The organism is Pantoea sp. X-Soil-ISGK-421, from assembly GCF_059730785.1.
Genome location: NZ_AP035979.1, coordinates 2,506,078 through 2,518,726, shown reverse-complemented (window position 1 = coordinate 2,518,726; position 12,649 = coordinate 2,506,078). Strand labels below are relative to the sequence as shown.

Here is a 12,649-nt window from a genome sequence, read left to right as displayed (position 1 = left end):
GACCACTCAACATCAGGACATCAACATGCAACCTTTATTGCGCGTAGAGCATCTGAGCAAAACCTTTGTACTGCACAACCAGAACAGCGCCGCGCTGCCGGTGTTGCAGGATGCCAATCTCGAAGTGAGCGGCGGCGAATGTGTGGTGCTGCATGGCCGTTCCGGCAGTGGAAAATCCACGCTGCTGCGCGCGCTGTACGGCAATTATCAGGCCAACAGCGGTCACATCTGGCTGCAACATCAGGGTGAATGGATCGATATGGCCAACGCGACCGCCCGCCAGATTCTGGCAATTCGCTGCCATACCGTCGGTTGGGTCAGCCAATTTTTGCGCGTCATTCCCCGCGTGCCGACGCTGGAGATCGTCATGCAGCCGCTGCTCGAACGCGGCACCGAGCGTGCTTTCTGTGAGAAGCGCGCCAAAGAGCTGTTGACGCGCCTCAACGTGCCGGAGCGTTTATGGTCGCTGGCGCCGTCCACTTTTTCCGGCGGTGAGCAGCAGCGCGTCAACATCGCACGCGGCTTTATTGCCGACTATCCGGTGCTGCTACTGGATGAGCCGACCGCTTCGCTCGACAGCGCCAACAGCGCTGCGGTGGTGGAATTGATTGAACAGGCACGCGCCCGTGGGGCCGCCATTGTCGGTATTTTCCATGACGAAGCGGTGCGCGAACGCGTGGCCGATCGCCTGCACGTCATGCAGCCAATGAAAGCAGGAGCAGAAGCATGATCATTAATAATGTCCGGTTGGTGCTGGAGCAGGCCGTGGTGGCGGGTTCACTGGAAATCCGCGACGGGCGCATCGCCAGCTTCAGTGACAGCGTCAGCCACTTGCCGGGCGCGCTGGATGGCGAAAACGCCTTCCTGCTGCCGGGTTTGGTGGAGCTGCACACCGATAACCTCGACAAGTTCTTTACGCCACGCCCCAAAGTTGATTGGCCCGCACACTCGGCGATGAGCAGCCACGATGCGCTGATGGTCGCCAGCGGCATTACCACGGTGCTGGATGCGATTGGCGTCGGTGACGTGCGCGACGGCGGTCATCGCCTGGATAATCTCACCAAAATGATTGATGCGATTCAGGACAGCAATCGCAAAGGCACTAACCGCGCCGATCACCATTTGCATCTGCGCTGTGAGCTGCCGCACAACACCACGTTGCCGCTGTTTGAAGCGCTGATGAACACACCGGAGCTGTCGCTGGTGTCGCTGATGGATCACTCGCCGGGTCAGCGTCAGTACGCCTCGCTGGAGATGTATCGCACCTATTATCAGGGCAAATATCAGCTCAACGACGCGCAGATGGATCAGTTTGAGCGTGAGCAACTGGCGCTGGCTGCCGAGTTCTCCACGCCCAACCGCAACGCCATCGCCAGTTTGTGCCGGTCGCGCGGCATCCCGCTGGCCAGCCACGATGACGCTACGGCAGCGCACGTTGCCGAGTCACATGACGTCGGCAGCGCCATTGCCGAATTCCCGACCACGCTGGAAGCGGCACGCGCGTCTCGCGACTGCGGCATGCAGGTGCTGATGGGCGCGCCCAACATCGTGCGCGGCGGTTCGCACTCCGGCAACGTGGCGGCGGCGGATCTCGCCAGCCACGGCCTGCTGGATATTCTCTCCTCCGACTATTATCCCGCCAGCTTGCTCGACGCGGTGTTCCGCCTTGTTGCCGATGAACGCAATACGATGACGTTACCGCAGGCTGCCGCGCTGGTGACGCGCAACCCGGCGCAGGCGATTGGCCTGCACGATCGTGGCCGCATCGCCGAAGGGCTGCGCGCCGATTTAGTGCTGGCGCATACCGATCACGGTCATGCGCACATTCGTCACGTCTGGTCGCAAGGCAAGTTGGTGTTCTGATGGCGCGCCTCATCTGGCTAACCGGGCCTTCGGGCGCGGGTAAAGACAGCCTGCTGAACGCGCTGCGTGAAGCGCCGCCGGAGAATTTGCTGATCGCCCATCGTTACATCACGCGCGCCGCCGATGCCGGCGGCGAGAACCATGTGGCGTTGAGCGAAACCGAATTCCGCCGACGCCAGTCGCTCGGTTTGTTCGCCGTGAGCTGGCAGGCGCACGGACTGCATTATGCGCTGGGCGAGGAGATCGATTTGTGGCTGGCGCGCGGACTTAACGTGCTGGTTAACGGTTCGCGCCTGCATCTGCCGATTGTGCAGCAGCATTACGGCGCGCTGCTGCTGCCGCTGGTGTTGCAGGTGTCGCCAGCGGTGCTGGAGACGCGATTGCGGCAGCGCGGGCGGGAGTCTGATGCGGAGATCGAGAAACGGCTAGCGCGAGCGGCTGAACCGCTGCCGGTGCACTGCTATGCGCTGAACAACGATGGCGCGTTGCGCGATACGCTAGACCAGCTGCGACGTTTGCTGGGTGCGCGATAAATCGCGCCGCTACGGATACGTGCGTTTTTTATGTCCCATTCACACCATTCGCACCATCCGTAGCGGCGCAATTTATTGCGCAATGCCCGGATGGGTGCGGAGCCGATCGCCACGTTGTGACGGGAAAACGCGCTGTCACCGTTTAATCATTTTACTGTCATCAAGCTTTCATCCGCTTTCCCCGTAATAGCGTGCAATCAACAGCTCAGAAGAGATGGAGTGCATCATGGCACAGGCATTACTGAAAACCGTCGTCGACAATCCATTCCCGCCGATTATCGGGCAGGGCAATAAGGTGCTGTCGGTGCAGGGATTGTGCAAAGCGTATGGCGCCAACCAGGTGCTGGATAACGTCAGCTTCGATCTGCATGCGGGCGAGCTGGTCGCGGTGATTGGCCGCTCAGGCGCAGGCAAATCGACACTGTTACACATGCTCAACGGCACCATCAGCGCGTCGCAGGGTGCGATTCTCAGCAATCGCCACGGCGAAGTGGATCGCGATGTGGTCACGCTCAATAGCTGCCAGATGCGCGAATGGCGCAGCGAATGCGGCATGATCTTCCAGGACTTCTGTCTGGTACCGCGCCTCGATGTGCTGACCAACGTGCTGCTCGGGCGTTTAAGCCAGACCTCCACGCTGAAATCGTTCTTCAAAGTGTTTTCCGAAACCGATCGCGCTCGCGCCATCGAACTGCTGCAGTGGATGAACATGCTGCCTCAGGCGCTGCAGCGTGCGGAAAACCTCTCCGGCGGCCAGATGCAGCGCGTAGCGATCTGCCGGGCGCTGATGCAGAACCCGCGCATTCTGCTGGCGGATGAGCCGGTGGCGTCACTCGATCCGAAAAACACCAAGCGCATCATGGATGTGCTGCGCCAGGTGAGCGAGCAGGGCATCAGCGTGATGGTGAATCTGCACTCGATAGAATTGGTAAAAAGCTACTGCACCCGCGTTATCGGCATTCAGCGCGGCAAAGTGCTGTTTGATGGACATCCTTCCCAGTTGACCGACGGCCTGATGCATGAGCTGTACGGCGACGAAATTAACCAGCTCCACTAACTCCCACGGCAAGAGAACAACCACCAATGAAACTGACTTCTTTAGCTTTACTGACTATTGCGATGGCTTTTGGCGTTAACGCAGCGGAAGCACCCAAACAACTGAATCTCGGTATTCTCGGCGGCCAGAACGCCACGCAGCAAATTGGTGATAACCAGTGCGTGAAAGATTTCTTCGACAAAGAATTGCAGGTGGATACCAAACTGCGCAATTCGTCTGACTATTCCGGCGTGATTCAGGGCTTGCTGGGTAACAAAATCGATCTGGTGCTGAGCATGTCACCGGCATCGTATGCATCGGTTTACCTGCAGAACCCGAAAGCGGTGGATGTGGTGGGCATCGTGGTGGATGACAAAGACGGTTCACAGGGTTATCACTCGGTGGTGATCGTCAAAGCCGACAGCCCGTACAAAAAGCTGGAAGACCTGAAAGGCAAATCGTTTGGCATGGCCGATCCGGATTCAACCTCGGGCTTCCTGATGCCTAACCAGGCGTTCAAGAAAGAGTTTGGTGGCACGGTTGACGATAAGTACAACAACACCTTCTCCAGCGTGACCTTCTCCGGCGGCCACGAGCAGGACATCCTCGGCGTGCTGAACGGCCAATTCGACGGTGCAGTGACCTGGACGTCACTGATTGGCGACCGCGAAACCGGTTATACCTCGGGGGCCTTTGGTCGTTTGATTCGGATGGATCATCCCGACCTGATGAAGCAGATCCGCATCATCTGGCAGTCGCCGCTGATCCCGAATGGCCCGATTCTGGTGAGCAATAACTTGCCCGCCGATTTCAAAGCGAAAGTGGTAGCCACCATCAAGAAGCTGGATAAAGAAGATCACGGCTGCTTTGTTAAAGCGGTGGGCGGCGCCCAGCACATCGGCCCGGCAACCGTGGCGGATTACCAGAATATCATCGATATGAAGCGCGATTTGATGAAGGGTTCGCGCGGTTAAGCGATAAAACGGTGCGCATTAATGCGCACCCTACAAAGTAGGGTCGCCATTCATGGCGACCGGGTTACACAGGAATCTCCCTCTTGACCGATTTCGAACACTATTACCAACGCATCCGCCGCCAGCAAAAGCGCGACTCGCTGCTGTGGTCGCTGCTGTTGTTGGCGCTCTATCTGGCCGCGGGCAAGATGGCGGAATTTAATCTGCTCACCGTCTGGCAGTCGCTGCCACACTTTTTTGACTACATCGGCGAAACGATGCCGGTGTTGCATCTGTCACTGCTGTTTGCCGATGGCAAAACCGAAGGCTCGCTGGCTTATTGGGGCTATCGGCTGCACTTCCAGCTGCCGCTGATCTGGGAAACCTTGCAGCTGGCGCTGTCGTCCACCATCGTGGCGGTGGCCGTTGCCGGTGTGCTGGCCTTCTTCGCCGCGGACAACACCCAAACGCCGCGCAGCCTGCGCATGGCGATTCGCGCTTTCGTCGCCTTCCTGCGTACCATGCCGGAGCTGGCGTGGGCGGTGATGTTCGTGATGGCGTTTGGCATTGGTGCCATTCCCGGTTTCCTCGCGCTGGCGCTGCACACCGTCGGCAGCCTGACCAAACTGTTCTACGAAGCGATTGAAAGCGCCTCGGATAAACCGGTGCGCGGCCTTGCGGCGTGCGGTGCCAGCAAACTGCAGCGCATGCGTTTTGCGTTTTGGCCGCAGGTTAAACCGACGTTTCTTTCCTACAGCTTTATGCGTCTGGAAGTTAACTTCCGCTCCTCAACCATTCTCGGTTTGGTCGGCGCGGGCGGCATTGGCCAGGAGCTGATGACCAATATCAAACTTGACCGTTACGATCAGGTCAGCATCACGTTGCTGCTGATTATCGTGGTGGTGTCGCTGCTGGATACGCTGTCCGGCTGGCTGCGCCGCCGCGTAGTAGAAGGAGACGTGCCATGATTGCCTTAGCGCCGGATGTCGCCAAACTCAAGCAGGAACATGCCGCGCTGTTTGCCGCGCAGCACCGCTATCTGCGCCGCGTCGCGTTGGTGGCGCTGGCCATCGCGCTCTATTACCTGTTCTTTTTCGAATTCTTTGGCATTGAGTGGAGCCGTTTTCTCGTTGGCTGCCAGCAACTCAGCCGCTATTTCCTGCGAATGTTTGTCTGGCAGGATTTCCTCAACTGGCCGTTTGGCTACTACTTCACGCAAATCGGTATTACGTTGGCGATTGTGTTCTCCGGCACGCTGACCGCTTCGCTGATCGCGCTGCCGGTCTCATTCCTGGCGGCGCGCAACGTGATGCACGATGCGCTAACGCGTCCGATTTCGCTGGTGGTGCGTCGTGTGCTTGATGTCCTGCGCGGCATCGACATGGCGATTTGGGGTCTGATTTTCGTGCGTGCCGTTGGCATGGGGCCGCTGGCGGGGGTGCTGGCGATTGTGATGCAGGATGTCGGTTTGCTCGGCAAACTGTATGCCGAAGGGCATGAAGCGGTAGAGCGTTCGCCAGGTCGCGGCCTGAGTGCGGTGGGCGCCAACAGCTTGCAGAAACATCGCTACGGTATTTTTACCCAATCATTCCCAACTTTCCTCGCGCTCAGCCTGTATCAAATTGAATCCAATACCCGATCAGCAGCGGTGTTAGGCTTCGTCGGCGCGGGTGGCGTGGGCCTGGTCTATGCCGAGAACATGCGTCTATGGAACTGGGATGTGGTGATGTTTCTGACCATTATCCTGGTGGCCGTGGTGATGATCATGGATGTCATCTCCAGCAAGCTGCGTAAGCGTTACATCACGGGGAAAGGGGTGCCGTTGTGGCAGCCTGCCGCGCGCGATTAAGCCGTGCGCTGCGCTGCCAGGCGCGCTCTAGCGCCTGCACCAGCTGCGCCTGATGCCAGGGTTTCGCCAGCCGTTCACACAGCGGCAGCGTCACCTGCGTCTGGCGCAGATCCTGGCCGCTGATTAACACGGTCGCCAGATGCGGCCACTGCGCCTGCGCCTGACGAATCACATCCGCACCGTTAATGCCGCCCGGCAGCATCAAGTCACTGATTAACAGCTCGATATCCAGCGTCTGGCGCAGCAGCGTCAGCGCGCTTTCGCCATCGCCACACTCCAGCGTCAGATAACCGAGCTGGTGCAGATGTTCGCACAGCGTTTGCCGCACCGTCGGTTCATCATCCAGCACCAACACCAGTCGATCGTTGCTGGCCTGCGAGAGCAACGGCGGTGGTACGCTGAGCGGCTGCGCCGCTTCTGGCGCGCGCGGCAGCAGTAACCGCACGGTGGTGCCTTGTCCGGGCGCGGTTTCCAGCTCGATTTGGCCGCCGGACTGGCGCACAAAGCCATACACCATCGATAAGCCCAAACCGCTGCCGCTGCCAATGGCTTTAGTGGTGAAGAACGGCTCAAACACCTGTTCGCGCACCTCCGCCGACATGCCGCAGCCGTGATCAATGACTTCTATCGTGACGCGATCGCGCTTGCCGTCGGCTTCCTGTTTGCGTTGATTCCAGATGCGCAGGCGGATTTCACCGCGCTGTTGCGCCATCGCATCGCGTGCATTGACCACCAGATTGATCAACGCGTTCTCTAGCTGGCCGGCATCGATCCATGCTGGCCAGCCGGGGCGCTGTGCATCGATTATCAGTTGTTGGCCGGGCAGCAGCGCATGCTGCAACAGCGAATGCAGATTATCCACCAGTTCCACCACCGACACGGCGCGCGGGTAGAGCGCCTGTTTGCGCGAAAAGGCCAGCAAACGTTGCGTCAGCTGCGCCGCTCGGTCGGCGGCCTGACGCGCGCGCTCGATGCGGTTGGCGAGCATACCGGGCGGCAGTTGATCGACGGTTAACGCCAGGCTGCCAATGATCACCGCCAGCAGATTATTGAAGTCGTGCGCCAGCCCGCCGGTCAGCTGACCGACCGCTTTCATTTTCTGGCTGTGCAGCAGCGCCTCTTCCAGTGCTTTGCGTGTGGTGCGTTCCAGCACGGTATTCACCATGCCACGGCGCGGCACCGGGCTGAAACGCAGCTCCAGCGTGCGTCCATCTGCCAGCCGCACTTCCTGCGCATCGGCTAACCCGTGAAGTTGCACATCGACGCGTTTTAAGAGCTGTTGGTAATGCAAACCGCGATGCAACTCGCGCGGCGCGATACCCAGCAGCTCGGCATATTGCGCGTTCCACACCACCAGCTGACCACTGTTATCAAACAGGGCAAAGCCGTCGCGCATGGCGAGGAAAGTGGATTCCAGCTGGTTACTTTTCTCTTTCAGCAGGCGTGAAGTGTGCGCCAGCGAGGCAGTATTGCGGGCAAACACGTTGAAGGCGCGCGCCAGATCGCCCAGCTCATCGCGCCGCGCCAGACCCGGTACATTGACGCTCTTTTCACCCTGCGCCAGCCGCGTCATGGCGTGGGCGATGGCGGTCAGACTCGAACCCAGATTGCGGTAGATGTAGTAACCGGCGTAACCGGTGATCAGCAGCGCCAGCAGCATAAACAGGCCAATAAAGCCGATGATCGAATCCAGTTCTTCATGGGTCACCGCGCTGCGTGCATCACTCTGCTGCGCCACCCGCTGCACGTAATGGGTGATGTCGTCGTTGAGCATCGCCACCAGCGCTTTGATGCGGTAGGTGGCGTAGGCGATGGCGATATCGCTCTGCTCCAGCTGTTGCGCCACCGGCAGCAAACTGCTGCTGCTGGCAATCAGCCGCTGCACCTGGGTGTTCAGCACGCCGCTTAGCGTTAGCGCTTGCCATTGGCGCAGCACCGTTTGCAGTTGCTGCACCGCGGCCTGCGGCGCGCTGGATTGGATCGCCACGCTGAATAAGCTGTGGGTTTGTTGGCGCAGCGCTGCAGAAGGGGAATCGGCGCGTGTCAGCAGGTCAATGCGATTGAGCAACAGCTGTGATTGCCACAAACCGCTCAGCATCACGTTGCGCTGCAGGTGACGCTGATGACCGGCCCGTAACAATTGATTGATGGTCTGTTCCAGCATCTGGCTGCGCTCACGAATACGCGTCAATAGCTGGGGGTGCTGTGCGGCCAGCGGCGCGTTAGCCAGTAAGGTTAGCGACTGTTGCAGTTCCTGCTGCGTTTGCTGCAAGCGGGCCGATTCACTCTGATACTCCAGCGCGCCGACCACCTGTGATAAACGCACCGCCGCGATTGCCACATTGGCGGTATCACGTGACAGCGCCAGGCTGCCGTTCATGTCTGCCAGCGTTTGTGCCTGCGCCTGTTCCTGAATGTGACCTGCGTGGCGAAATCCAAAAATGGCCACCAGGCTCACCGCCAGCGTCACTGACATCACCAGCAGATTAAACAGCAGCAGGCGACTGCGCGCGCCCGCGTGCCAACGCAGACTGTGACTCATGGTTGCCACTCCTTACCGCTCAACTGCTGGCGAGTATAGAAGCGTGAGCCAGGCGAAATATGACAAATGTGAACGGCGGCTGACATTTTCCATTTATCTGAAGCGGCTTTACTCGCTGCAACCTTTGCCAGCAGGAGCCTCTCAATGGACGGCACACCGATACTCTCGATGCGGGGAATTACCCGACGCTTCGGCAACTTCTATGCGCTGAAGGGCGTTGACCTCACGGTCTGGCCCGGGGAAGTGCATGCGCTGATGGGCGAAAACGGCGCGGGCAAAAGTACACTGATGAAAATTCTGGCCGGTGCCTATACCGCCAGCAGCGGGGAAATTCTCATCGACGGCCAGCCGTATGCGATTAAAGGCCCAAAAGAGGCGTTGGCGGCAGGCATCACATTGATTTATCAGGAGATCAATCTGGCACCGAATCTCACGGTGGCGGAGAACATCTTTCTCGGCAGTGAAATCACCCGCGTGGGCCTGGTGAAACGTCGCCAGATGGCGGAAGAAGCGCAGCAGGTGATTGATCGGTTGGGCGCACAGTTTACTGCCACCGATCTCGTTAGCCGTCTCAGCATTGCCGAGCAGCAGCAGGTGGAAATTGCCCGTGCGCTGCACCGCAACAGCCGCATTCTGGTGATGGATGAGCCCACTGCCGCACTCTCAAACCGTGAAACCGAGCAGCTGTTTGCACTGATTAAACGTCTGCGCAGCGAAGGGATGGCGATTATCTATATCAGCCATCGCATGGCGGAAGTGTATGAACTGTCGGATCGCGTCAGCGTGCTGCGCGACGGGCAATACGTCGGCAGCCTGACGCGTGAACAGCTTAACGCCAGCGAGCTGGTGCGCATGATGGTGGGGCGCCCGCTTAGCGATCTGTTCAACAAAGATCGCACCATTCCGCTCGGCGACATCCGTCTCGCCGTCAATCACCTGTGCGACAAACACAAAGTGCGGCCCAGCAGCCTTTCAGTGCGTGCCGGCGAGATTGTCGGCCTGGCGGGCCTGGTCGGAGCCGGACGCAGCGAGCTGGCGCAGCTGATTTTTGGCGTGCATCAACCGAGCGGCGGTGAAATCTGGATTGACGGGGAAAAAGTACAGATTCACTCCCCGCGTGACGCCATTGCGCGCGGCATCGGGTTTCTCACCGAGAACCGCAAAGAGCAGGGCTTGTTTCTTGAGCTGGCGGCGCAGGACAACATTGTGATGGCGACGCTGGAGCGCGATGCCAGCTATGGCCTGCTCAATCGGCGCAAAGGGCAGAAGATCGCCAGTGAGGCAATTGATGCGCTGAATATCCGCGTGCCGCATGCGCAAGTACGTGCGGGCGGCTTGTCCGGCGGCAATCAGCAGAAGCTGCTGATTTCACGCTGGGTGGCGATTGCGCCACGCATCCTGATTCTTGATGAACCGACGCGCGGCGTCGATGTCGGCGCCAAGAGCGAAATCTACCGCATGATGCAGCAGATGGCGCAGCAGGGCGTGGCGATTTTAATGATCTCCAGCGAGTTACCGGAAGTGGTCGGCATGAGCGACCGCGTGTATGTGATGCGTGAAGGCGCCATCGCCGGTGAGTTGAGTGGGGCAGAGATTAGCCAGGAAAACATTATGACACTGGCCACCGGCGCGCAGCCGGTTCAGGCCTGAGGAGAGCGCAATGACCAGTGAATCCGCACGCGTTAAAAGTCCCACGCTCAAGCGCGCGTTAATGAGCGACCTGCTGCAAACCGTCGGCATCCTGCCGATTCTGATTCTGATCGTGGCGGTGTTTGGCTTTGTTACGCCGAACTTCTTCACTGAAGGCAATCTGCTGAACATAACGCGTCAGGCTTCGATCAATATCGTGCTGGCGGCGGGCATGACGTTTGTCATTCTCACCGGCGGCATCGATTTATCAGTGGGTTCGATGCTCGGCACCACCGCGGTGGTGGCGATGGTGGTATCGCTCGATCCGGCGTTTGCTTCCCTGACGATACCGGCGGCGCTGGGTGCCGGGCTGATTATGGGGCTGTTTAACGGCATTCTGGTGGCATGGGCTGGGCTGCCGCCCTTTATTGTCACGCTCGGAACTTATACCGCGATGCGCGGTGCGGCTTATCTGCTGGCGGACGGCACGACGGTGATCAATTCCGACATCAACTTTGAGTGGATAGGCAACGGCTACCTCGGGCCGGTGCCGTGGCTGATCATTATCGCGTTTGCGGTGATTGCGCTGTGCTGGTTCATTCTGCGTCGTACCACGTTGGGCGTGCATATCTACGCGGTGGGCGGCAACGTGCAGGCGGCGCGCCTGACCGGCATCAAAGTGAGCGTGGTGCTGTTGTTTGTCTACGCCATGAGCGGCTTGCTGTCCGGACTCGGTGGATTGATGAGCGCCTCGCGCCTGTACAGCGCCAACGGCAACCTCGGCGTTGGCTATGAGTTGGATGCCATTGCCGCTGTGATCCTCGGCGGCACCAGTTTTGTTGGCGGCATCGGCACCATCACCGGCACGCTGATTGGCGCACTGATTATCGCCACGCTAAACAACGGCATGACGCTGATGGGCGTGTCGTATTTCTGGCAGTTAGTGATTAAGGGCGCGGTGATCATTATCGCGGTGTTGATCGATAAGTACCGGACGCGGCATCACGTGGGTTGAGGTTGTGATTGTATCCAGGTCGGCATAAATGCCGACCCTACAAGTAAGTAGGGGCGCCATTTATGGCGACCATAAAACCAAAAAAAGCAGGAGAACATCGACTATGCGTTTTAATCCGATTGTAACCGGGCTGCTGGCGGCGACGCTGTTCAGTGCGGGCGTGGCTCAGGCCAAAGAACTGAAATCTATTGGCGTGACGGTGGGCGATCTTGCTAACCCGTTCTTCGTGCAGATCACCAAAGGGGCGGAGCTCAAGGCGCGCGAATTAGCGGGCGACAAGGTCAATGTCACGCTGGTGTCCAGCGGCTACGATCTCGGTCAGCAGGTGGGGCAGATTGATAACTTCATCGCCGCCAAAGTGGACATGATCATCCTCAACGCCGCCGATTCCAAAGGGATTGCGCCCGCCGTAAAACGTGCGCGTGATGCCGGGATTGTGGTGGTGGCGGTCGACGTGGCGGCAGACGGCGCCAACGCCACCATCACCTCCGATAACACCGCGGCGGGCGCGATGGCATGTAAATACATCTCTGATCGTCTGAAAGCCAAAGGCAACGTGGTGATCATCAACGGGCCGCCGGTTTCTGCGGTGCAAAACCGTGTGGAAGGGTGTATGACCGAGCTGAAAAGCCATCCGGATATCAAGCTGCTCTCCTATAACCAGAACGCCAAAGGCAGCCGCGAAGGTGGCCTCGAAGTGATGACCGGCCTGCTGTCGGCTAATCCGAAGATTGATGCGGTATTTGCGATTAACGATCCAACGGCGATCGGTGCCGATCTGGCGGCGAAACAGGCGCAGCGTAATGAGTTCTTTATTGTTGGCGTGGATGGATCGCCAGACGGCGAAGAGGCGTTAAAACGTAAAGGCTCGCTGTTTGTCGCGACGCCAGCGCAGGATCCGCAGGTGATGGCGGCCAAAGCGGTGGAGATCGGGTACGACATCCTGCAGGGCAAACCCGCGCCGGATAAGCCCGTGCTGATTCCGGTGACGATGATCGACCGCAATAGCGTCAGCGGCTACAAGGGCTGGACGGTGAAGTAAGCCCACACACATGTAGGGTCGCCATTTATGGCGTAATGCTTGTCAGTTAATAGATGAAAACCCCAACTACCTGGCGCACACGTTGTAGCGGCGCAATTTATTGCGCGATAAATCGCGCCGCTACGGTATGTACGGTAATTAATACGGGGCTTAACTGATCGGCATTACGCTATTTATGGCGACCTGT

Annotated in this window: 11 protein-coding genes; 10 read left to right on the top strand and 1 reads right to left on the bottom strand. The window is 58.9% G+C overall.

Features of this window, described 5'->3' with window-relative positions:
* The first annotated feature begins 25 nt into the window (after positions 1-25).
* The 7 genes from phnL (at position 26) to phnE (AC6I8K_RS11765) (ending at position 6,234) form a co-directional block, all read left to right on the top strand.
* Positions 26-730: a phosphonate C-P lyase system protein PhnL gene (phnL, locus tag AC6I8K_RS11795; protein WP_483817672.1), complete on the top strand. Its 705-nt coding sequence runs from the start codon at positions 26-28 to the stop codon at positions 728-730.
* The gene (phnM, locus tag AC6I8K_RS11790) at positions 727-1,863 is read left to right on the top strand and encodes an alpha-D-ribose 1-methylphosphonate 5-triphosphate diphosphatase (RefSeq protein ID WP_483817671.1); all 1,137 of its coding nucleotides are present in this window, start codon (positions 727-729) and stop codon (positions 1,861-1,863) included. The genes phnL and phnM overlap by 4 nt, the downstream gene beginning before the upstream one ends.
* A complete protein-coding gene (gene phnN / locus AC6I8K_RS11785) occupies positions 1,863-2,396 on the top strand; it encodes a ribose 1,5-bisphosphokinase (RefSeq protein WP_497826768.1) in 534 nt (177 codons plus the stop codon). Before phnM ends, phnN begins: the two co-directional genes overlap by 1 nt.
* Positions 2,397-2,622: 226 nt before the next feature.
* Positions 2,623-3,453 carry a phosphonate ABC transporter ATP-binding protein gene (phnC, locus tag AC6I8K_RS11780; RefSeq protein WP_497826767.1) on the top strand — a complete coding sequence of 277 codons (831 nt, stop codon included), beginning with the start codon at positions 2,623-2,625 and terminating at the stop codon, positions 3,451-3,453.
* A 26-nt stretch (positions 3,454-3,479) separates the two neighbouring features.
* Positions 3,480-4,406, top strand: coding sequence for a phosphonate ABC transporter substrate-binding protein (gene phnD, locus AC6I8K_RS11775; protein WP_064739149.1), 927 nt, complete (start codon positions 3,480-3,482; stop codon positions 4,404-4,406).
* Positions 4,407-4,489: 83 nt separating this feature from the next.
* Positions 4,490-5,353, top strand: coding sequence for a phosphonate ABC transporter, permease protein PhnE (gene phnE / locus AC6I8K_RS11770; RefSeq protein ID WP_483817669.1), 864 nt, complete (start codon positions 4,490-4,492; stop codon positions 5,351-5,353).
* Positions 5,350-6,234: a phosphonate ABC transporter, permease protein PhnE gene (gene phnE / locus AC6I8K_RS11765; protein ID WP_064739147.1), complete on the top strand. Its 885-nt coding sequence runs from the start codon at positions 5,350-5,352 to the stop codon at positions 6,232-6,234. Before phnE (AC6I8K_RS11770) ends, phnE (AC6I8K_RS11765) begins: the two co-directional genes overlap by 4 nt.
* On the opposite strand, the gene AC6I8K_RS11760 is transcribed toward phnE (AC6I8K_RS11765), so the two are convergent.
* Complete coding sequence (locus AC6I8K_RS11760; RefSeq protein ID WP_497826766.1) at positions 6,188-8,776, bottom strand: ATP-binding protein; 2,589 nt, start codon at positions 8,774-8,776, stop codon at positions 6,188-6,190. The genes phnE (AC6I8K_RS11765) and AC6I8K_RS11760 overlap by 47 nt on opposite strands.
* A gap of 144 nt (positions 8,777-8,920) precedes the next feature.
* On the opposite strand from AC6I8K_RS11760, the gene AC6I8K_RS11755 reads away from it, so the two are divergent.
* From AC6I8K_RS11755 to AC6I8K_RS11745, 3 genes are all read left to right on the top strand, one after another.
* The gene (locus AC6I8K_RS11755; RefSeq protein ID WP_064739145.1) at positions 8,921-10,426 is read left to right on the top strand and encodes a sugar ABC transporter ATP-binding protein; all 1,506 of its coding nucleotides are present in this window, start codon (positions 8,921-8,923) and stop codon (positions 10,424-10,426) included.
* A 10-nt stretch (positions 10,427-10,436) separates the two neighbouring features.
* Entirely contained in the window at positions 10,437-11,420 is a 984-nt protein-coding gene (locus AC6I8K_RS11750; protein ID WP_064739144.1) for an ABC transporter permease subunit, read from the top strand.
* A 103-nt stretch (positions 11,421-11,523) separates the two neighbouring features.
* Positions 11,524-12,462: an ABC transporter substrate-binding protein gene (locus AC6I8K_RS11745; protein WP_483817667.1), complete on the top strand. Its 939-nt coding sequence runs from the start codon at positions 11,524-11,526 to the stop codon at positions 12,460-12,462.
* The last annotated feature ends 187 nt before the right edge of the window (positions 12,463-12,649 follow it).

Coding starts and splice junctions, on each gene's coding strand:
- AC6I8K_RS11745 (WP_483817667.1), top strand. CDS start 11,524: ATGCGTTTTAATCCGATTGTAACCGGGCTGCTGGCGGCGACGCTGTTC.
- phnN (WP_497826768.1), top strand. CDS start 1,863: ATGGCGCGCCTCATCTGGCTAACCGGGCCTTCGGGCGCGGGTAAAGAC.
- phnE (WP_064739147.1), top strand. CDS start 5,350: ATGATTGCCTTAGCGCCGGATGTCGCCAAACTCAAGCAGGAACATGCC.
- phnD (WP_064739149.1), top strand. CDS start 3,480: ATGAAACTGACTTCTTTAGCTTTACTGACTATTGCGATGGCTTTTGGC.
- phnC (WP_497826767.1), top strand. CDS start 2,623: ATGGCACAGGCATTACTGAAAACCGTCGTCGACAATCCATTCCCGCCG.
- AC6I8K_RS11755 (WP_064739145.1), top strand. CDS start 8,921: ATGGACGGCACACCGATACTCTCGATGCGGGGAATTACCCGACGCTTC.
- phnL (WP_483817672.1), top strand. CDS start 26: ATGCAACCTTTATTGCGCGTAGAGCATCTGAGCAAAACCTTTGTACTG.
- AC6I8K_RS11750 (WP_064739144.1), top strand. CDS start 10,437: ATGACCAGTGAATCCGCACGCGTTAAAAGTCCCACGCTCAAGCGCGCG.
- AC6I8K_RS11760 (WP_497826766.1), bottom strand. CDS start 8,776: ATGAGTCACAGTCTGCGTTGGCACGCGGGCGCGCGCAGTCGCCTGCTG.
- phnM (WP_483817671.1), top strand. CDS start 727: ATGATCATTAATAATGTCCGGTTGGTGCTGGAGCAGGCCGTGGTGGCG.